Genomic DNA, 18075 nt, shown 5'->3' on the forward strand with positions numbered 1-18075 from the left:
AAAACGGATCTTGATCGGACGTTTGCGCGGTACCCTGGCGGAGAAGCAGCCGCCACACCTGCTCGTGGAAGTCAACGGCATCGGCTACGAGGTCGAGGTGCCGCTGAGCGCTCTCTATCGCCTGCCATCGCTGAACGAGCCGGTCACCCTGCACACTCACCTGGTGGTGCGCGAAGATGCCCATTTGCTCTACGGCTTCTGCGAGAAGCGTGAGCGCGAGCTGTTCCGTGAGCTGATCCGCCTCAATGGCGTCGGGCCCAAGTTGGCGCTGGCGCTGATGTCCGGCTTGGAACTGGACGAGTTGGTGCGTTGCGTGCAGGCTGGCGATACCAAGGCGCTGACCCGGGTGCCCGGTGTGGGCAAGAAGACCGCGGAGCGCCTGCTGGTCGAGCTCAAGGATCGCTTCAAGGCTTGGGAGGATTTGCCGGCCATCGCTCCGCTAGCGCTGGAGCCCCAATTAGGCGTCATGGGCACAAACGCGGAAAGCGATGCACTGAGCGCGCTGGTCGCCCTCGGCTTCAAGCCGCAAGAGGCCAGCCGGGCGGTCGCCGCCGTGCAGGAGGAAGGTTTGAGCAGCGAAGAACTGATCCGCCGGGCATTGCGGGGAATGGCCTAAATGATCGAAGCCGATCGTCTGATCACCGCGGCCAGCCGCGACCGCGAGGAGCAGCAGGACCGGGCCATTCGCCCGCTGAAGCTGGCCGACTACATTGGCCAGCCGGTGGTGCGCGAGCAAATGGAGTTGTTCATCCAGGCGGCCAGGGGACGTCGTGAAGCCCTCGACCATACCCTGATCTTCGGCCCGCCGGGGCTGGGCAAGACCACGCTGGCCAACATCATCGCCCAGGAAATGGGGGTGTCGCTGAAGAGCACTTCGGGCCCGGTGCTGGAGCGGCCTGGCGATCTTGCCGCGCTGCTGACCAATCTGGAGTCCGGCGATGTACTGTTCGTCGACGAGATCCACCGTCTCTCACCCGTGGTCGAGGAAGTTCTCTATCCGGCCATGGAGGATTTCCAGCTCGACATCATGATCGGCGAGGGGCCGGCTGCGCGCTCGATCAAGCTCGACCTGCCGCCTTTCACCCTGGTCGGCGCCACCACGCGCGCCGGCATGCTGACCAATCCACTGCGCGACCGCTTCGGCATCGTGCAGCGTCTGGAGTTCTATTCCGTCGCCGATCTGTCGACCATCGTCAGTCGTTCCGCTGGTATTCTCGGCTTGCCGATTGAGGCCGAAGGCGCCTTCGAGATCGCTCGCCGGGCGCGTGGTACGCCGCGCATCGCCAATCGCCTGCTGCGTCGGGTGCGGGACTTCGCTCAGGTGCGTGGGGAAGGGCGAATCACCCGACAGATCGCCGACCTGGCGCTGAACCTTCTGGATGTCGACGAGCGTGGCTTCGATCATCAGGACCGGCGCCTGCTGCTGACCTTGATCGAGAAGTTCGACGGCGGTCCGGTTGGTGTGGACAACCTGGCTGCGGCGATCAGCGAGGAGCGGCATACCATCGAGGACGTCCTCGAGCCTTACCTCATCCAGCAGGGCTACATGATGCGCACCCCGCGGGGACGAGTGGTTACGCGGCATGCCTATCTGCATTTCGGCCTGAACCTGCCGGCTCGGATGGAGGCTGCGCCAGTCGATCCGCTCGCCGGCGAGCCGTCCGATGGCGAGTGAGGGGAAATTGTTTTGCCGTTCGATTGGCAACCTCGAGAGCTGGCACTAGAGTATGCGCGCGCAAAGCGGAGTATCGCCGTTCATCCATCGTTGTCGGGTGTATTACGAAGACACCGACGCCGGCGGCATCGTCTACTACGTCAATTACCTCAAGTTCATGGAGCGGGCCCGTACCGAGCGGCTGCGCGCGCTGGGGTTCTTCCAGTCCCGGCTGGCGGAAGGGGGGCTGTTGTTCGTCGTGCATTCCTGCGAGGCACGCTATTTCGCGCCGGCGCGGCTGGACGACGAACTGCTGGTGAGTGCGGAGGTATGCGAGTCGAATCGTGCCAGCCTGCGTTTCCACCAGCAGGTGCGACGTGCTGCGGATGATGCGCTGCTCTGCGAGGGACGGGTTCTGGTGGCCTGCGTGCGCGCCGACAGTTTGAAACCCCGAGCCATTCCCGAAGCGCTGCGGGCCGCCTTGGCGGGCCCGGATCCATCTTCAGCAGGAGACTAAGCGTGGAAGCCAACGCCGTTGACCATATGTCCATGTGGAGCCTGATCAGCAACGCCAGTCTAGTGGTGCAACTGGTCATGCTCACCCTGGTGGCCGCCTCGGTCACCTCATGGATCATGATTTTTCAGCGCGGCAATATGCTGCGCGCAGCCAGGAAATCCCTGGACAGCTTTGAGGAGCGTTTCTGGTCGGGCATCGACTTGGCCAAGCTCTATCGCCAAGCGGGTAGCGAGCCGGATCCGGATTCCGGCCTGGAGCGGATCTTCCGTGCCGGCTTCAAGGAGTTCTCCCGTCTCTGCCAGCAGTCCGGGGTCGTTCCGGATGCCGTGATGGAGGGAGTGTCCCGCTCCATGCGCGTGGCGATTTCCCGCGAAGAGGAAAAGCTCGAGCAGAGCCTGCCGTTCTTGGCCACCGTGGGCTCCACCAGCCCCTACATCGGCCTGTTCGGCACCGTCTGGGGGATCATGAACTCTTTTCGCGGCCTGGCTCAGGTGCAGCAGGCGACGCTCTCCACCGTGGCGCCAGGGATCGCCGAAGCGCTGATTGCCACCGCCATCGGCCTGTTCGCCGCGATTCCGGCGGTGATCGCCTACAACCGCTTTTCCGCGCGCGGGGAGCTGCTGATTGCCCGCTACTACACCTTCGCCGACGAGTTTCAGGCAATCTTGCATCGCAAGGTGCACACTTCGGACGCATGAGGCCCTAGCTGATGGCGAGAATTCGCAACAGGCGCAAGCCGGTCGCCGAAATGAACGTGGTGCCCTACATCGACGTGATGCTGGTGCTGCTGGTGATCTTCATGGTGACTGCGCCCATGCTCAATCAAGGTGTCAAGGTCGAGCTGCCCAAGGTATCCAGCGAGGTCTTGCCGCAGGATAACAATGCACAAGTGCTGACCATCTCCATCAAGGCCGACAAGAGCTACTACTGGAACATGGGCAGCGAGGTGGATACCGAGACCGCGCAGGACACTGCCCAGAGGCTGGATGAGCTGGTCGATGCGGTGAGCAAGATCATCACCCAAGCGCGTAGCCAGGGTAAGCAGGTGCAGGTCTTCGTGCGCGGCGACAAGTCCGTCGACTACGGAGCGGTCATGGCCCTGATGGGCGGCCTGCAAGGGGCCGACGTAGGCAATGTCGGGCTGATCACCGAGGCTCCCTGATGCAACGGCGCGAGCGCTCTTCCTCGGAAAGCTATTTCTGGCCGGTCGTGCTGGCAGCCAGTTTGCATCTTCTCGTCTTCGCCATGCTGTTCGTCAGCTTCTCTATGGCACCGGAGCTGCCGCCGGCCCGGCCGATCGTCCAAGCCACCCTGTATCAAATGAAATCTCAGAGCCAGGCGACGACCCAGACCAATCAGAAGATTGCCGGAGAGGCCAAGAAAACCGCTGCTCGCCAATATGAGGCCGAGCAGATGGAGCAGAAAAAGATCGAGCAGCAGCAACTGGCCGTGGCCAAGGCATCGGAACAAAAGAAAGCCGAGGAGGCTCGAAGGGCGGAAGCGGCGAAACAGGCCGCTGCCGCAGCTGCCAAGCAGCAGGCAGCTGAGGAGGCGAAGCAACAGGCCGCTGCCGCAGCTGCCAAGCAGCAGGCTGCCGAAGAGGCGAAGAAGCAGGCGGTAGCAGAGGCTGCCAAGCAGAAGGCAGCAGAAGAGGCGAAGAAGCAGGCCGCCGCAGCGGAGGCCAAAGAGAAAGCCGCCGAAGAGGCGAAGAAATTGGCCATGGCTGAAGCAGCCAGGCAGAAAGCAGCGGAAGAGGCGAAGAAGCAGGCTGCCGCCGAGGAAGCCAAGAAGAAGGCGGCGGAAGAGGCGAAGAAACAGGCTGCCGCCGAGGAAGCCAAGAAGAAGGCGGCGGAGGAGGCGAAGAAGCAGGCTGCCGCCGAGGAAGCCAAGAAGAAGGCGGCGGAAGAGGCGAAGAAACAGGCTGCCGCCGAGGAAGCCAAGAAGAAGGCGGCGGAAGAGGCGAAGAAGCAGGCTGCCGCCGAGGAAGCTAAGAAGAAGGCGGCGGAAGAAGCGAAGAAGCAGGCCGCTGCCGAGGAAGCCAAGAAGAAGGCAGCCGAAGAGGCGAAGAAGAAGGCTGCCGCCGAAGACGCCAAGAAGAAAGCTGCTGCGGAGACCGCGCGCAAGGCGGCCGAGGATAAGAAGGCTCAAGCCCTGGCCGAGCTGTTGTCCGATACCACGGAGCGGCAGCAAGCCTTGGCCGAGAGCCAGGGCAATCAGGTCGCCGGTAGTTTCGACGACCTGATCGTCAGCCTGGTCAGCCAACAATGGCGCCGGCCGCCGTCCGCTCGTAATGGAATGAGCGTAGAGGTGCTGATCCAGATGCTACCGGATGGCACCATAACCAGTGCGCGGGTGACCCGCTCCAGCGGGGACGCGCCTTTCGACAATTCAGCCGTCGCTGCAGTGCGCAATGTGGGCCGGATCCCTGAGCTGCGGCAACTGGATCGCGCCACCTTCGATAGCCAGTACCGGCAGCGGCGCATGATTTTCAAACCTGAGGATTTGGATCTGTGAATACCCTGATTCGTCTCGCCCTGCTCGGATTGGCCTTGCTGGCCAGCATCGCCCAGGCGGCCGATCCGCTGGTGGTAACCAGCGGTACCGCGCGTGCCACGCCGATCGCCGTGGTGCCCTTCGGCTGGCAGGGCGGTAGCGTGATGAGCGACGACATGGCCGAGATTGTCGGTAACGACCTGCGCAACTCGGGTGTCTTCGAGCCGATTCCCCGACAGAACATGATCAGTCAGCCTGGCAGCGCAAGCGAGATCATCTACCGCGACTGGACGGCTCTGGGAGCCCAGTATGTGCTAGTCGGCAGCATAGTCCCGGCCGGAGGCCGTCTGCAGGTTCAGTATGCGCTGATGAATGTGGCCACCGAACAACAGGTACTGGCCGGCACCGTCAGCGGTAGCGGCGACCAGGTGCGCGACATGGCCCACTACATCGCCGACCAAGCGTTCGAGAAGCTCACCGGCATCAAAGGGGCCTTCTCCACCCGGCTGCTCTACGTCACCGCCGAGCGTATGGGCGGCGGCACCCGCTATACCTTGCAGCGCTCCGACTATGATGGCGCGCGGGCTGTGACTTTGCTGCAGTCCCGCGAGCCGATCCTGTCGCCGCGCTTTGCGCCCGATGGTCGGCGCATTGCTTATGTTTCCTTCGAGCAGAAACGTCCGCGCATCTTCATTCAGCACATCGACACCGGTCGCCGCGAGCAAATCACCAATTTCGAGGGCCTCAACGGCGCGCCGGCCTTCTCGCCGGACGGTTCCCGCCTGGCCTTCGTGCTGTCCAAGGATGGAAACCCGGAAATTTACGTAATGAACCTGGCTAGCCGGCAGTTGCAGCGGGTCACTAATCAATTGGGCATCGATACCGAGCCTTTCTGGGGAGCTGACGGCCAGACCCTGTATTTCACCTCCGACCGTGCCGGCAAGCCGCAGATCTACCGGCAGAGTATCGGCGGCGGGGCCGAGCGGGTGACTTTCGTAGGCAACTACAATGCCAACCCGAAGCTGTCGGCTGATGAAAAGACGTTGGTGATGGTTCACCGCCAGGAGGGCTATACCAACTTCAAGGTGGCAGCTCAGGATCTTCAGCGCGGCAGCCTGCGGGTGCTGTCGGAAACCAGCCTGGACGAGTCGCCCACTGTCGCACCCAATGGCACCATGTTAATCTACGCCACCCGTCAGCAGGGCCGGGGAGTCTTGATGCTCGTGTCGATCAACGGCAGGGTGAGGCTCCCGCTGCCTACCGCGCAAGGCGAGGTTCGCGAGCCGTCCTGGTCTCCGTACCTGAACTGATGCGACATTTCAAATCAAACCAACACTCACACAACACCTGAGCTTCTTTAGGAGTTCCATCATGCAAATGCTGAAATTCGGTAAATTCGCCGCGCTGGCGTTGGCCATGGCGGTTGCCGTCGGCTGTTCTTCCAAGGGCGGCGACGCTTCCGGCGAAGGCGCTGGCGCCAATGGCGGCGTTGATCCGAATGCAGGCTACGGTGCCGGTACCGCGGGATATGGTTCCGGCTCTGGCTCTTACGATGGCAGCATGGGTGGCGATGAGGCTTCGCTGCGCGCCATCACGACCTTCTATTTCGAATATGACAGCTCCGACCTGAGACCGGACGCCATGCGCGCTCTGGATGTGCACGCCAAGGATCTGAAGGGCAATGGCGCTCGCGTCGTGCTGGAAGGTCATACCGACGAGCGTGGCACTCGCGAGTACAACATGGCTCTGGGCGAGCGTCGCGCCAAGGCCGTTCAGCGCTATCTGGTGCTGCAAGGGGTATCCCCGGCCCAACTGGAGCTGGTCTCCTACGGTGAGGAGCGTCCGGCTGCCAGCGGTGCCGACGAACAGTCTTGGGCGCAGAATCGTCGCGTCGAACTACGCAAGTAATTCGCCATGAAACAGTGCCGCCGTATCATGTCCCTGTTGGCGCTCGGGTTGCCGCTCGCAGCGTGGGCCGAGGTTCCCGTAGTGGATAATTCTGCCGGTTATGGTTACGCCAGTAACGGTTACCCGCAGGCTGTACAGGATTCGAGCGGTGCCTATGCCGGGGGAGCGATGAGCGCGCCGACCTCGGCACAGGGTGAGATGTTCCTGCAACTGCAGCAGTTGCAGGACGAGGTTTCGCGTCTGCGTGGTATGGTCGAGGAGCAGCAGTACGAAATCCGGCGTCTGAAGCAGGAGAGCCTGGATCGCTATCAGGAACTCGACAGTCGTCTGTCCAGTGCTCCAAGCGCTCCGGCCCAGCAGCAAGGCATTCCTGGTGCTGCCATTGATGCCGGCTCTGCTCCCGTACCGCCAACTACCCAGGCTCCGGCGAGTGGTGGACCTGCGGATCCGGAAAAGGAAAAGCTGTATTACGATGCGGCTTTCGACCTGATCAAGGCCAAGGATTTCGAAAAAGCCAGCCAGGCGTTCACCGCCTTCCTGCGTAAGTATCCCAACAGTCAGTATGCCGGCAATGCACAATACTGGTTGGGGGAAGTGAATCTGGCCAAGGGCGACCTGCAGGGAGCTGGTCAGGCCTTCGCGCGGGTCAGCCAGAATTACCCGAAACATCCCAAGGTGCCGGACTCGCTTTACAAGCTGGCTGACGTCGAACGTCGTCTGGGTAATACGGGGAAGGCAAGATCTGCTCTGCAGCAGGTCATCGCTCAGTACCCCGGCAGCTCGGCAGCCCAGTTGGCTCAGCGCGATCTGCAGAATTTGCGTTGAGTGTTTGGGTAGCAACCTGCGCCTGTCGCGGGTTTTTCGTTAAAATCCATGCCCCTTTATTTCCCGCAACGGAGGCGGATGGCCTGTTTCGCCGTCACGCCCGTGGCTGATATGCAAGAAACCCTGCGAATTACCGAGATCTTCTACTCGCTGCAGGGGGAGACGCGTACTGCTGGCTTGCCGACGGTATTCGTGCGCCTCACTGGCTGCCCCCTGCGTTGTCACTATTGCGATACCACTTATGCCTTCAGTGGCGGGGAGGTTCTCTCCTTGCCCATAATCCTTGATTGCGTGGCTGGCTATAAGCCTCGCTATGTCTGTGTCACCGGCGGTGAGCCGTTGGCTCAGCCAAATGCCATTGCGCTTCTGCATCAGTTGTGTGATGCAGGCTATGCGGTTTCCCTGGAAACCAGCGGAGCCTTTGACATCTCGGCCGTTGATCGCCGGGTGAGCAGGGTGCTTGATCTGAAAACCCCGGATTCCGGAGAAGTAGCCCGCAATCGCTACGAGAACATAGGTCTGCTGACTCACAATGACCAGGTAAAGTTCGTGCTCTGTTCCCGGCAGGACTATGATTGGGCGGTGTCCAAGGTGATCGAGTATCGTCTGGATGAGCGTGTCGGTGAGGTGTTGTTCTCGCCCAGTCATGGTCAGTTGGATAGTCGGGAGTTGGCGGACTGGATCGTTGCCGACAACCTGCCGGTTCGTCTGCAACTACAGTTGCATAAGATCCTCTGGAATGATGCCCGAGGCCGCTAAGCGATGGGGTTTTCGTTCGCCTAAAGCTCCTGCCTTGCAAGCTCTAATGAGACAATCCGAAATGAGTGAGAAAAAAGCAGTCATCCTGCTTTCCGGCGGCCTTGACTCAGCCACCGTAGTTGCCTTGGCGAAGGCCGAGGGGTATGCCTGCTATAGCATGAGCTTCGATTATGGGCAGCGTCACCGTGCCGAATTACGGGCTGCCGAGCGGGTCGCCCGGCAGCTTGGTGTGGTGGAGCACAAAGTGATCGGCCTGGATCTCGACGGAGTTGGTGGTTCGGCGCTGACCGATCTGTCGATCAAGGTGCCGGAAGGGCCGAGCGAAGGTATTCCGGTCACTTATGTGCCGGCGCGCAATACTGTGTTTCTTGCCTTGGCGCTGGGCTGGGCCGAAGTGTTGGGGGCGCATGACATCTTTATTGGCGTCAATGCAGTGGATTACTCAGGCTATCCGGATTGTCGTCCCGCATTCATCGAGGCCTTCGAGCGGCTGGCCAATTTGGCGACCAGAGAGGGTGTGGAAGGGCAGGGCTTTCGCATTCGTGCGCCATTGCAGAATCTCGGCAAGGCCGAGATCATTCAAGCCGGTTTGCGCTTTGGGGTCGATTATGGCTTGACGATTTCCTGCTATCAGGCCGACGGGGAAGGCCGTGCCTGTGGCAAATGCGATTCCTGTCGATTGAGGGCAGCTGGCTTTGCGGCAGCCGGCGTTGCCGACCCTACTCGCTATATTTGAATTCTTTCGAGCAGCTATTGAAATCCTGAGAGAAATCAGTATTATACGCGTCGTTGGGTCGTTAGCTCAGTCGGTAGAGCAGTTGGCTTTTAACCAATTGGTCGTAGGTTCGAATCCTACACGACCCACCACTCTTCATTTCGATTTGCTGTATTGGGTCCTTTGGGTCCCTCGGTGGTCCCTCAATGTCGAGCACTTGCTCGGCTCTTATTTTTCAACTCCCTCCATGCTATCCATATCCATGCCCGCTGAGGGCTTGTGCCCATAACGAAGCGCAGGTCGGATAGGATTTTCTATACTCTCTCACTGGTAGAGTCTTGGGGTTGCCCTCTCTGGGAGAGTTGCTTGCTATACACTGCAAGCGATTACAGGAGCTTGGCTTCGGTCCGCTTTGTGGAGGATGGTATGGCTCGGGTTCGTCGTCGCACAAATCACGTTTCCAGGCAAGCCGTAGAGCTTGCAGTGGCAGTGCCTCAAGTTGTTGCCCAGCGTTTGGCTCGTATGATCATGGCTGGCTCGAGCCCAACTACCAAAGACCGGCACGAGTTTCATTTGATGGGAGCAGAGAAAATAACTGCCTTCAGTGAGTCTTGGTTGGCCATGTATCTACAGATGTTTCGTGCCAACCAAGCGCTCGCTTTTTCGCTAATGAAAATCTGGAGTCCGATGCTGGGTGGAAAAGATATCTGGTTCAAATCGGCACACGCGGTTCAATCTGCCATGCTCGATGTGCTGGGCAAGGGCATGGCTCCACTGCATAAGCGGGCGGTCGGTAATGCCAGGCGTCTCAATCGAACTAAGTGGTGACTGAGCGGACAGTCTGCTTGGGTGGTTCGATTGGTCGATTTCGGCGCCTGCATTCCTGGGCGTGATACCGCTTCTCATCATATGGCTGTTATAGCTGGTTGCGACACCTCGACTCGGAAATGCGATCATTTAAACTTAGGACAGCTAACTAATCACACGGAGCATTGGATCAGCGTGTGATGAGTGTGGGTGCGCAGTTCTGCGCCGGATCTTTTCCCTCAAGTTGCCGCGAGCGTCCAATCTTTCGGGGCGACGCCTTCCAGTGCTGCTCTGCCTTTGTTGCTGAGTTGCAGGTGATATACTCGCCTCCCGCACGTGCCTGCAGGTCCAGCGAATATGACGCACATTTCCGAACGCTTTCTTGTCCAGGCTCATCTCGATGCCAAGCAGATCAAGCCGCTGAGTGCCGAAGAGGAAGCCTATTACCGCAGTGAGATCGCTGCCGAGCTGCGCAAGCAGAATGCTGTTCTGGTGGCGCACTATTATTGCGATCCTGTGCTGCAGGCGCTGGCCGAGGAAACCGGTGGCTGCGTTGCCGACTCTCTGGAAATGGCCCGCTTTGGCAGTCAGCATCCCGCGCAGACGCTGCTTGTCGCCGGTGTGCGGTTCATGGGGGAGACGGCAAAAATACTCAATCCAGAAAAGCGCGTGCTGATGCCGACCTTGGAGGCGACCTGCTCGCTGGACTTGGGCTGTCCATTGGATGAATTCTCCGCTTTCTGCGACCAGCATCCCGAGCGTACTGTGGTGGTCTATGCCAATACCTCCGCGGCGGTCAAGGCGCGAGCAGACTGGGTGGTAACCTCCAGTTGCGCCTTGGAAATCGTCGAAAGCCTGATGGATAACGGCGAAAAGATCATCTGGGCTCCGGATCGCCATCTGGGGCGTTACATCCAGCGCGAGACCGGCGCTGACATGCTGCTCTGGGACGGCGCTTGTATTGTCCATGAGGAGTTCAAGGCCAAGCAGCTGCTCGATATGAAGCAGCTCTATCCCGAAGCTGCAGTATTGGTCCATCCGGAATCTCCGGAGGCGGTGATCGAGCTGGCCGATGCAGTAGGCTCGACCAGCCAGCTGATCAAGGCAGCACAGACGCTGCCAAATTCCACTTTCATTGTCGCTACTGACCGCGGAATCTTTTACAAGATGCAGCAACTCTGCCCAGACAAACGCTTCGTCGAAGCGCCTACTGCTGGGAATGGGGCAGCCTGCCGCAGTTGTGCGCATTGTCCGTGGATGGCGATGAATACTCTTGAGCGCACCCTGACCAGTCTGCGTGACGGCATTAACGAGATTTTTGTCGATCCGGCACTGATCCCGAGGGCGGTGAAGCCTCTTGCGCGCATGCTTGACTTCACCCATGCCGCCCGCCTGAAGCAGGCCGGCAATGCCTGAGCGAAGCTATGGCTGTTCATGCTGAAAGTCCCGGTGCGAGTCGTCGGGATTTTTCTTTCTGTCGGTCAGCGCAGCATTTCTTCGACCATCTTCTTTTCTTCCTTCAAGGCCTGCTGCCGGGCATCCATGCGCGCGGCCAGCTGGAAGTTGCTGCTGGCGCGGCGTTTAGCAAAGTCCAATTGCTCGATGGCCTGATCATAATTGCCGACCAGCGCGAAGTACTCGGCGCGGGCTTGATGCAAGCCAATGATATCGCCGGACAAGCCGCGGACTTCAGCAGCCATGTACCAGACGTCCGGATCTTGGGGGCGTCTAGCAAGCAGCTCGTTGAGCACCTTCTCTGCTAGCGCCGGCTGATTCTGCTTGAGCAGTAGATCAATCTGGGTCTGCCGCAGCGGGTAGTTGCCTGGGTAAAGGTCAAGCAGGCGTTTGACTCGCATCTCGGCATCCTGGAGGCGGTTGGCCGTGATATCTAGGGCTACTGCGGCGAGGTTGTAATCGATATCGCTGGGGGCCTTGTTCAGTAGCGGTTGCAGTACTTCCCGAGCTTCATTGAGCTGGCCGCTTTTGGTCAGGGCCAGTGCCAGGCCATAGCGCGCGGCAGTGGATTTCGGGTTTTCATCAAGCTGAGCGCGAAAGCGCTTCACTGCCATGCCGGAAGTCTGCTCATAGGTGAGCTGTACGCGGGCGCGCATTAACTGGTAACGATGGTCATCCTGACGGCCGCCAATGCGGTATTGCTCTGCGCGATTGCGGGTGTCGGCGATGCGCGACTCGGTGACAGGGTGGGTCAGGAGAAATTCCGGCGGCTTGGCGTCGTAGCGGTACTGGCGCATCAGGCGTTCAAACATGCTTGGCATGGCGCGTGGATCGTAGCCGGCCTTTTCCAGGTTGAGCAGGCCGATACGGTCGGCCTCCTGCTCGTTCTGGCGGGAGAAGCGCCGCATTTCCTGCATTGCCGCCGCTTGGCTGGAAGCAATGGCTGCCATGCCGGCGTCGCCTGCACCTGCCGCGGCGGCGACGATACCGGCAAGCATGGTGGCCATCATGGGCAACTGGAGGCGCTGTTGGGCTTCGATGCCTCGAGCAAAATGGCGTTGAGAAAGGTGCGCCAGTTCGTGGGCAAGCACGGCGGCATATTCGGCTTCGGTCTGTGCATAGAGGAACAGGCCGCCATTCACGCCAATGATACCGCCGGGTGCGGCGAAGGCATTCAGCTGCGGGCTATCGAGCAGGACGAACTCCAGGCGCCGGTCCTGCACTTGGCTGGTTTCGCTCAGGCGGTAGACGCTGGTTTCAACATAATCTTTCAGTTGTGCATCGGACAGATGGGGAACTTGCCCGCGCAGCAGGCTCAGCCAGGCGCGGCCGAGCTGGTGTTCCTGTTCGGGGGAGACGATGGCCGAGCTGGCATCGCCCAGCGACGGCAGGTCGCTGTCGCTGGCTGTGCCGAGGGGGTGAAGAGGCAGGCGAGAATTAGGAGGTTCGGGCGCAAGAGCTTCATGCGGCAGGTTCTGACGTTCAACATTCATGTATCCATTCAAGTTTAGGCGCGTGGACGTCATTAGGAGCGCGGTACGCGGCTGGTCAGGTCTTTGTCGGCTTGGGTATCCTTTGGGCCTTTTCTGGAGAGTTCTATGACCGATATCGAATGGCTAGTCGACGCCTGCGACGCCGAGTTGGATGCCCGCGGTTTAAATTGTCCGTTGCCCTTGCTCAAGGCCAAGTTGGAGCTGAACCGCCTGCCCTCCGGGGCGGTGCTCAAGGTGACGGCGACGGATCCCGGTTCGCAGAGAGATTTCCGTGCCTTCGCCAAGCTGGCCGGTCATTGCCTGCTTCGTGAGGAGGCTGAAGGCGGCCTCTTTCGCTACTGGTTGCGCAAGGCGTGATGCTGAGCTGCCGGCCCGGTTGGGCTCAGGCGAGCTGATTCAAAGCTTGGGCGGCAGCCAGCACCGCATCGGCATGACCAGGTACTTTCACGCCACGCCATTCTTGGCGTAGCACACCATTCCGATCAATCAGGAAAGTGCTGCGATCAATGCCCAGGTATTCCTTGCCATATAACTTTTTCAGCTTAATTACCCCGAACAGCTGGCAAATCTGCTCCTCCTTGTCAGAGATCAGCTCGAAGGGAAAAGCCTGCTTATTCTTGAAGTTCTCGTGCGACTTCAGCCCATCACGAGATATACCAAAAATCAGTGTATTGGCTGCCTGAAATTCGTTATGACGGTCGCGAAAGTCCTGCCCTTCCGTGGTGCAGCCTGGCGTGCTGTCCTTCGGATAAAAGTACAGCACCACCTGTCGGCCCCTAAGTGCAGAGAGCGAAACGAGCTGGCCGCCGGTAGCCTGGGCCTGGAAGTCGGGTACGAACTGCTCAAGGGCGACGGGCATGAGGGCTCCTTAGGGGGTCTGGGGGCGCCAAGGCTCGATCAATGCGTCGAGATTGAGAGCATCGGCGAAGTCGAGGAACTGGTCGCGCAGCCAGCTGATCTGGGTGCCGGCCGGCAGAGTGACAGTGAGGGTGGCGTTAAGCATGGTGCCGCCGGTCTGTGGTGCCTGGTAGGTATCGCAGGTAAGGTTTTCCAGCTCGACACGGTGATCAATGAAGAACTGGCAGAGCTCGGCAAGAATGTCCGGGCGATAGGCCGCACTGACGTAGGCAACGTAGGGCAGTGCTTGTGGTCGATTATCGAGGGGCAGGCTGCGGGTCAGGTTGTAGGTGAAGTCGTGACGCTTGGCCAACGTCGGCAGGCTGGTCTCCATACGTGCCAGTCCGTCCCAACTGCCGGCTACCTGCACGACCAGAGCACAGACTTCGCCGTGACGAGTCAGGCGGGTGCTGACGACCGAGCAGCGGCTTTCCTGACTGGCACGGCACAGCACGTTGGTCAACTCCATGGGCGTGCTGCCGAGAACGCTGATAACGAGGAATTGTTCGCGAACGGGAGGGGTGGACATGCAGCTTTCCTAAACGATGGGCAGTCGTCGCAAGAGGCGCCGAGCAAAGCCGGAAGGGTAACGAAAAGCGACGCCGAGGGGAATGCTTGGGCTCTGTGCTCAACTTGTACAAGGCGGATGGCGACAGTACCATTACGACTCATTTTTCCGGCAGGAGTGGTTGCATGATTGCGGGTAGCATGGTGGCTCTGGTCACCCCCATGGATGCACAGGGCGGTCTGGACTGGGACGGCCTGGGCAAGCTCGTGGACTTCCACCTGCAAGAGGGCACCAATGCCATCGTCGCGGTCGGTACCACGGGTGAGTCTGCGACTCTGGATGTCGCTGAGCATGTCGAAGTCATCCGTCGCGTGGTCGACCAGGTCAATGGCAGGATTCCAGTGATCGCCGGTACCGGCGCCAACTGTACCCGTGAGGCGATCGAGCTTACGGCGAATGCCAAGAGTGTCGGTGCTGATGCCTGCCTGCTGGTGACTCCTTACTATAACAAGCCCACCCAGGAAGGCCTGTACCAGCACTTCCGCACCATCGCTGAAGCCGTGGCCATTCCTCAGATTCTTTACAACGTGCCTGGGCGTACTGTCTGCGATATGTTGCCGGAGACTGTGGAGCGTCTTTCCAAGGTGCCGAACATCATTGGTATAAAGGAAGCGACCGGCAATCTGGAGCGTGGCCGCGAAGTGCTGGAGCGTGTAACCAAGGACTTTCTGGTGTATTCGGGAGACGATCCTACCGCCGTTGAGCTCATGCTGATGGGCGGCAAAGGCAATATCTCGGTGACTGCCAACGTCGTCCCGCGCGCCATGAGCGATCTTTGTGCAGCGGCCATGCGTGGCGAGGCAGCCCTCGCCCGGGCGATGAACGAGCGCCTGATGCTGCTGCACAAGGCCTTGTTTCTGGAGTCCAACCCAATTCCTGTGAAGTGGGCTCTGCATGAGATGGGCTTGATTCCTGAAGGTATTCGCCTACCTCTGACCTGGCTGAGCTCCAGTTGCCACGAACCGCTGCGCCAAGCTCTCCGCCAGGTCGGTGCCCTGGCTTGACTCATCAGGAAGCATTGCGCATGAAGCGACTGGCCGGGCTTTGTGCCTTTGCCGTTATCTTTTCCACACTCAGTGGTTGCGGCTGGCTATGGGGAGAGAAGGGTTATTTCCGCGACCGTGGTGGCGACTATCTCGGATCGCGGCAGACTGCCCCCATGCAGTTGCCGCCGAACGTCGAGATCCGTCGCCTCGACCCGCTGCTGCCGGTGCCGCAGAATGTGGCCAGTTCACGAGACGTTAGTGATTTCGATGTGCCACGTCCGCAGCCTCTGCGGGGCTCTCAGGAGGAGGCCAGCGAGTTCAGCTTGCAGCAGAGCGGTAATGCGCGTTGGGTGGTAGCCCAGCGTGCGCCGGCGGAAGTCTGGCCGATGCTTCGGCAGTTCTTCGAGGACAATGGTTTTCGTATTGCCGAGGAGCATCTGAACCTCGGTGAGTTCATAACGGCTTGGCAGCCGCTCGCCGGGCTTTCTGCGCCCATGGCGCGTCGCCTGAGTGGTCGCGCTGCCGAGCAGGCAGTAGACGGCGAAATTCGTGTGCGCGCGCGCGTCGAGCCAGGAGTTCAGCGCAACTCCAGCGAGGTTTTCGTGAATAGCGCGCTGCGACCTGCCGGCAGCACTGCCGAGGGTGGTCGTAGCGATGCTGGTTTGGATGCTGCGCTGCTGGATGAGCTGAACTCCAGCTTGGCGCGTAGCGCCGAGCGGGGTGGTTCGGTCTCCTTGCTGGCGGCGCGTGATTTCGATGCGCCGAGCCGTGTCAGCCTCTCCGAGGATAGCAATGGCAATCCTCTTCTGAGCTTGGATGCCGATTTTGACCGGGCCTGGTCAAGTATTGGGCGTGCCTTAGAGATGGGAGACGTCCGGGTCGACGACATCAATCGTAGCCTTGGCGTGTATTACATCAACCTTGCCGAGAGGGCTGAAAAGGATGAGAAGCCAGGCTTCTTCGGGCGGCTGCTTGGCAAGGGGGAGGACCCGGATGACGTGGAGGCGCGTGCCGAGCGTTATCAGGTACGCCTGACTCGGGTTCCGGAGGGGGTGCAGGTCACGGTGGAGAAAGATATGAATACCTTCGCTCCGGAAGAGGTGGCGCGCCGAGTGTTGAGCATGCTCCAAGAGCACCTTGGCTGAATGGCTGCTTGTTGGTGGTCATTCTCCATAACCCCCTCTGGCAATGCTACGAATCAATGGGCGAAGCCTTCTTGGTTTCGCCTGTTTCGTTTGATAAAGACGGAAAAATGCGATGAGCACACCCTCCACCCTGAGTCTGAAGAAGATCTATTCGGGCAAAGTCCGTGATCTTTATGAAATTGATGCCCAGCGCATGCTGATGGTGGCCAGCGATCGGCTATCGGCTTTCGATGTGATTCTTGCCGAGCCGATTCCAGACAAGGGCAAGATTCTCACCGCCATTTCCAATTTCTGGTTCGACAAGCTGGCCGGCATAGTACCGAACCATTTCACCGGTGATCGGATCGAGGAAGTGGTTCCGGTCGCTGAACTACCGTTAGTTGCTGGGCGGGCGGTAGTTGTCAAGCGTCTCAAGCCGGTGCCGATTGAGGCCATCGTGCGAGGCTATATTGCTGGTTCCGGCTGGAAGGAGTATCAGAAAAGCGGCACTGTCTGCGGCATCGCGTTGCCTACTGGATTGAAAGAGGCAGCCAAGCTACCGCAGCCGATCTTCACTCCTTCGACCAAAGCGGCAGTGGGTGATCATGACGAAAACATCACTTTCGCACAGTGTGAAGCCATTATAGGCAAGGAGTTGGCAGTAAAAGTGCGCGATACTGCCATTGCGCTGTACAGCGCTGCCGTCCAGTACGCTGCTACTCGTGGCATTATAATCGCCGACACCAAGTTTGAGTTTGGTCTGGATAAAGATGGTACTCTGACCTTGATGGACGAGGTGTTGACCCCTGATTCCAGTCGCTTCTGGCCAGCCGATTGCTATGTAGAAGGGCAGAACCCACCAAGCTTCGATAAGCAGTTCGTGCGTGACTGGTTGGAGTCTACCGGCTGGAATAAGCGGCCGCCGGCACCGTCATTGCCGCTGGCGGTGGCGCAGAAAACGGCTGATAAATACCGTGAGGCGCTGACTCGCCTGGCTTCCTGATCGATTGGCCTGCCGCTTCGCCACGACTTTTGTCAGAGCGAGCCAATATCCTGAATATATACAAAAATTCCATACAGGGGGTTCGCCAAAGAGATTCAAGCTGGTATCATGCGCGCCGCCTAGGGGGAGATGCCGGAGTGGTCGAACGGGACGGATTCGAAATCCGTTGTATCCGCAAGGGTACCTAGGGTTCGAATCCCTATCTCCCCGCCATATTTAGAAGCCTTGCAGTTTTCAGCTGCAAGGCTTTTTTATTGCTTGCAGAGTTGCTCTGCTCTTTGTTTCGATCCGAGCAAACTATGCGGGTATCGGCTAACTCCTCTTTGCTGATAGGCGTCGGCTCGAGACTCCGCTAGCTCTTCTGCGGCCACTGGCAGGCCGTCCGGTGGCCCTCGAAAGATCGCGAGATTTTCTTATCTACTCGCTGACCTGCCGGACATCAAGCACGGCCCAGACTTCAAGTCCTTTCTTGCGGACGGCCTTTTCTGCTTCGAGTTTCGCTTCCAAGGTGCTGAGCGAACGAGACTTGTACTCGAACCTAAAAGCTGGGCCTCCAGTCAGTTTACGTACACTCAACTCTACGAGAATGTAGCTGGAAGGGTGCTTGCGTTTTTCCGGCGTAGGCTTTGCTGGTGCGAGACCTAATGCTTCGCGCATTTCAGCTTCGGTAATTTGCTGTGAGTTCAATGGGCTTACCCGTCAATTCTAAACATTGAGCATGGAAAAGTTGCCATTATGGATTTGAGCGCCTATCCCGTGTATGGGAGCACGCAAGTTCATACTTATAGGGCAACGGAGCTTCAACAACGTATGTTTTCGTTATTCTAGACCGTTGTCGGCATGAGACCCACTTCATGCATGTCGACCTGGC

The 18075-nt window shown here is 59.4% G+C and carries 20 protein-coding genes, 2 tRNA genes and 1 pseudogene; 19 read left to right on the forward strand and 4 right to left on the reverse strand.

Going from position 1 to position 18075, the window contains the following annotated elements:
* Positions 1 to 10 precede the first annotated feature (10 nt).
* The 14 genes from ruvA (at position 11) to nadA (ending at position 11094) form a co-directional block, all read left to right on the forward strand.
* Positions 11 to 616: a Holliday junction branch migration protein RuvA gene (ruvA, locus tag Atro_RS19685; protein WP_497925001.1), complete on the forward strand. Its 606-nt coding sequence runs from the start codon at positions 11 to 13 to the stop codon at positions 614 to 616.
* Positions 617 to 1675 carry a Holliday junction branch migration DNA helicase RuvB gene (gene ruvB / locus Atro_RS19690; RefSeq protein WP_497925004.1) on the forward strand — a complete coding sequence of 353 codons (1059 nt, stop codon included), beginning with the start codon at positions 617 to 619 and terminating at the stop codon, positions 1673 to 1675.
* A gap of 52 nt (positions 1676 to 1727) precedes the next feature.
* Positions 1728 to 2171, forward strand: a complete 444-nt coding sequence (gene ybgC / locus Atro_RS19695) for a tol-pal system-associated acyl-CoA thioesterase (protein WP_497925007.1) — start codon at positions 1728 to 1730, stop codon at positions 2169 to 2171.
* 2 nt (positions 2172 to 2173) lie between these two features.
* Positions 2174 to 2869, forward strand: a complete 696-nt coding sequence (gene tolQ, locus Atro_RS19700; RefSeq protein WP_497925009.1) for a protein TolQ — start codon at positions 2174 to 2176, stop codon at positions 2867 to 2869.
* An 11-nt stretch (positions 2870 to 2880) separates the two neighbouring features.
* Entirely contained in the window at positions 2881 to 3333 is a 453-nt protein-coding gene (gene tolR, locus Atro_RS19705) for a protein TolR (protein ID WP_497925012.1), read from the forward strand.
* A complete protein-coding gene (tolA, locus tag Atro_RS19710) occupies positions 3333 to 4685 on the forward strand; it encodes a cell envelope integrity protein TolA (protein ID WP_497925016.1) in 1353 nt (450 codons plus the stop codon). The genes tolR and tolA overlap by 1 nt, the downstream gene beginning before the upstream one ends.
* Positions 4682 to 5974 carry a Tol-Pal system beta propeller repeat protein TolB gene (gene tolB, locus Atro_RS19715; RefSeq protein WP_497925020.1) on the forward strand — a complete coding sequence of 431 codons (1293 nt, stop codon included), beginning with the start codon at positions 4682 to 4684 and terminating at the stop codon, positions 5972 to 5974. Before tolA ends, tolB begins: the two co-directional genes overlap by 4 nt.
* Positions 5975 to 6035: 61 nt before the next feature.
* Positions 6036 to 6572 (forward strand): peptidoglycan-associated lipoprotein Pal, encoded by a 537-nt coding sequence (gene pal / locus Atro_RS19720; protein ID WP_497925022.1) that lies wholly within the window; start codon positions 6036 to 6038, stop codon positions 6570 to 6572.
* Positions 6573 to 6578: 6 nt separating this feature from the next.
* The gene (gene ybgF / locus Atro_RS19725) at positions 6579 to 7397 is read left to right on the forward strand and encodes a tol-pal system protein YbgF (RefSeq protein ID WP_497925026.1); all 819 of its coding nucleotides are present in this window, start codon (positions 6579 to 6581) and stop codon (positions 7395 to 7397) included.
* Positions 7398 to 7508: 111 nt separating this feature from the next.
* A complete protein-coding gene (queE, locus tag Atro_RS19730) occupies positions 7509 to 8156 on the forward strand; it encodes a 7-carboxy-7-deazaguanine synthase QueE (protein ID WP_497927714.1) in 648 nt (215 codons plus the stop codon).
* A 61-nt stretch (positions 8157 to 8217) separates the two neighbouring features.
* The gene (gene queC, locus Atro_RS19735) at positions 8218 to 8892 is read left to right on the forward strand and encodes a 7-cyano-7-deazaguanine synthase QueC (protein WP_497925030.1); all 675 of its coding nucleotides are present in this window, start codon (positions 8218 to 8220) and stop codon (positions 8890 to 8892) included.
* Positions 8893 to 8947: 55 nt separating this feature from the next.
* Positions 8948 to 9023: transfer RNA gene (locus tag Atro_RS19740), tRNA-Lys, on the forward strand.
* 274 nt (positions 9024 to 9297) lie between these two features.
* Positions 9298 to 9699: a polyhydroxyalkanoate granule-associated phasin gene (locus Atro_RS19745; RefSeq protein WP_497925032.1), complete on the forward strand. Its 402-nt coding sequence runs from the start codon at positions 9298 to 9300 to the stop codon at positions 9697 to 9699.
* A 336-nt stretch (positions 9700 to 10035) separates the two neighbouring features.
* Positions 10036 to 11094 carry a quinolinate synthase NadA gene (gene nadA / locus Atro_RS19750; RefSeq protein WP_497925036.1) on the forward strand — a complete coding sequence of 353 codons (1059 nt, stop codon included), beginning with the start codon at positions 10036 to 10038 and terminating at the stop codon, positions 11092 to 11094.
* Between the two features lie 65 nt (positions 11095 to 11159).
* Here nadA and Atro_RS19755 read toward each other — a convergent pair.
* Positions 11160 to 12598: pseudogene (locus Atro_RS19755) on the reverse strand (M48 family metalloprotease).
* Between the two features lie 133 nt (positions 12599 to 12731).
* Between Atro_RS19755 and Atro_RS19760 the strand changes: the two are divergent.
* Complete coding sequence (locus Atro_RS19760) at positions 12732 to 12983, forward strand: sulfurtransferase TusA family protein (RefSeq protein ID WP_497925038.1); 252 nt, start codon at positions 12732 to 12734, stop codon at positions 12981 to 12983.
* 25 nt (positions 12984 to 13008) lie between these two features.
* Here Atro_RS19760 and Atro_RS19765 read toward each other — a convergent pair whose 3' ends face one another.
* Entirely contained in the window at positions 13009 to 13485 is a 477-nt protein-coding gene (locus Atro_RS19765) for a peroxiredoxin (protein WP_497925040.1), read from the reverse strand.
* Between the two features lie 9 nt (positions 13486 to 13494).
* Positions 13495 to 14052 (reverse strand): glycine cleavage system transcriptional repressor, encoded by a 558-nt coding sequence (locus Atro_RS19770; protein WP_497925042.1) that lies wholly within the window; start codon positions 14050 to 14052, stop codon positions 13495 to 13497.
* A gap of 164 nt (positions 14053 to 14216) precedes the next feature.
* Here Atro_RS19770 and dapA point away from each other — a divergent pair, with 164 nt between their 5' ends.
* The 4 genes from dapA to Atro_RS19790 all read left to right on the forward strand — a co-directional run bounded on the left by dapA (position 14217) and on the right by Atro_RS19790 (position 17417).
* Entirely contained in the window at positions 14217 to 15095 is an 879-nt protein-coding gene (gene dapA / locus Atro_RS19775; protein ID WP_497925044.1) for a 4-hydroxy-tetrahydrodipicolinate synthase, read from the forward strand.
* Positions 15096 to 15115: 20 nt separating this feature from the next.
* Positions 15116 to 16222: an NlpB/DapX family lipoprotein gene (bamC, locus tag Atro_RS19780; RefSeq protein ID WP_497925046.1), complete on the forward strand. Its 1107-nt coding sequence runs from the start codon at positions 15116 to 15118 to the stop codon at positions 16220 to 16222.
* A 112-nt stretch (positions 16223 to 16334) separates the two neighbouring features.
* Complete coding sequence (locus tag Atro_RS19785; protein ID WP_497925049.1) at positions 16335 to 17204, forward strand: phosphoribosylaminoimidazolesuccinocarboxamide synthase; 870 nt, start codon at positions 16335 to 16337, stop codon at positions 17202 to 17204.
* 123 nt (positions 17205 to 17327) lie between these two features.
* Positions 17328 to 17417 (forward strand) — tRNA-Ser (locus Atro_RS19790).
* 204 nt (positions 17418 to 17621) lie between these two features.
* Here Atro_RS19790 and Atro_RS19795 read toward each other — a convergent pair.
* Positions 17622 to 17891 (reverse strand): hypothetical protein, encoded by a 270-nt coding sequence (locus Atro_RS19795; protein WP_497925052.1) that lies wholly within the window; start codon positions 17889 to 17891, stop codon positions 17622 to 17624.
* Positions 17892 to 18075 lie beyond the last annotated feature (184 nt).

This window comes from Azotobacter tropicalis, assembly GCF_059739045.1.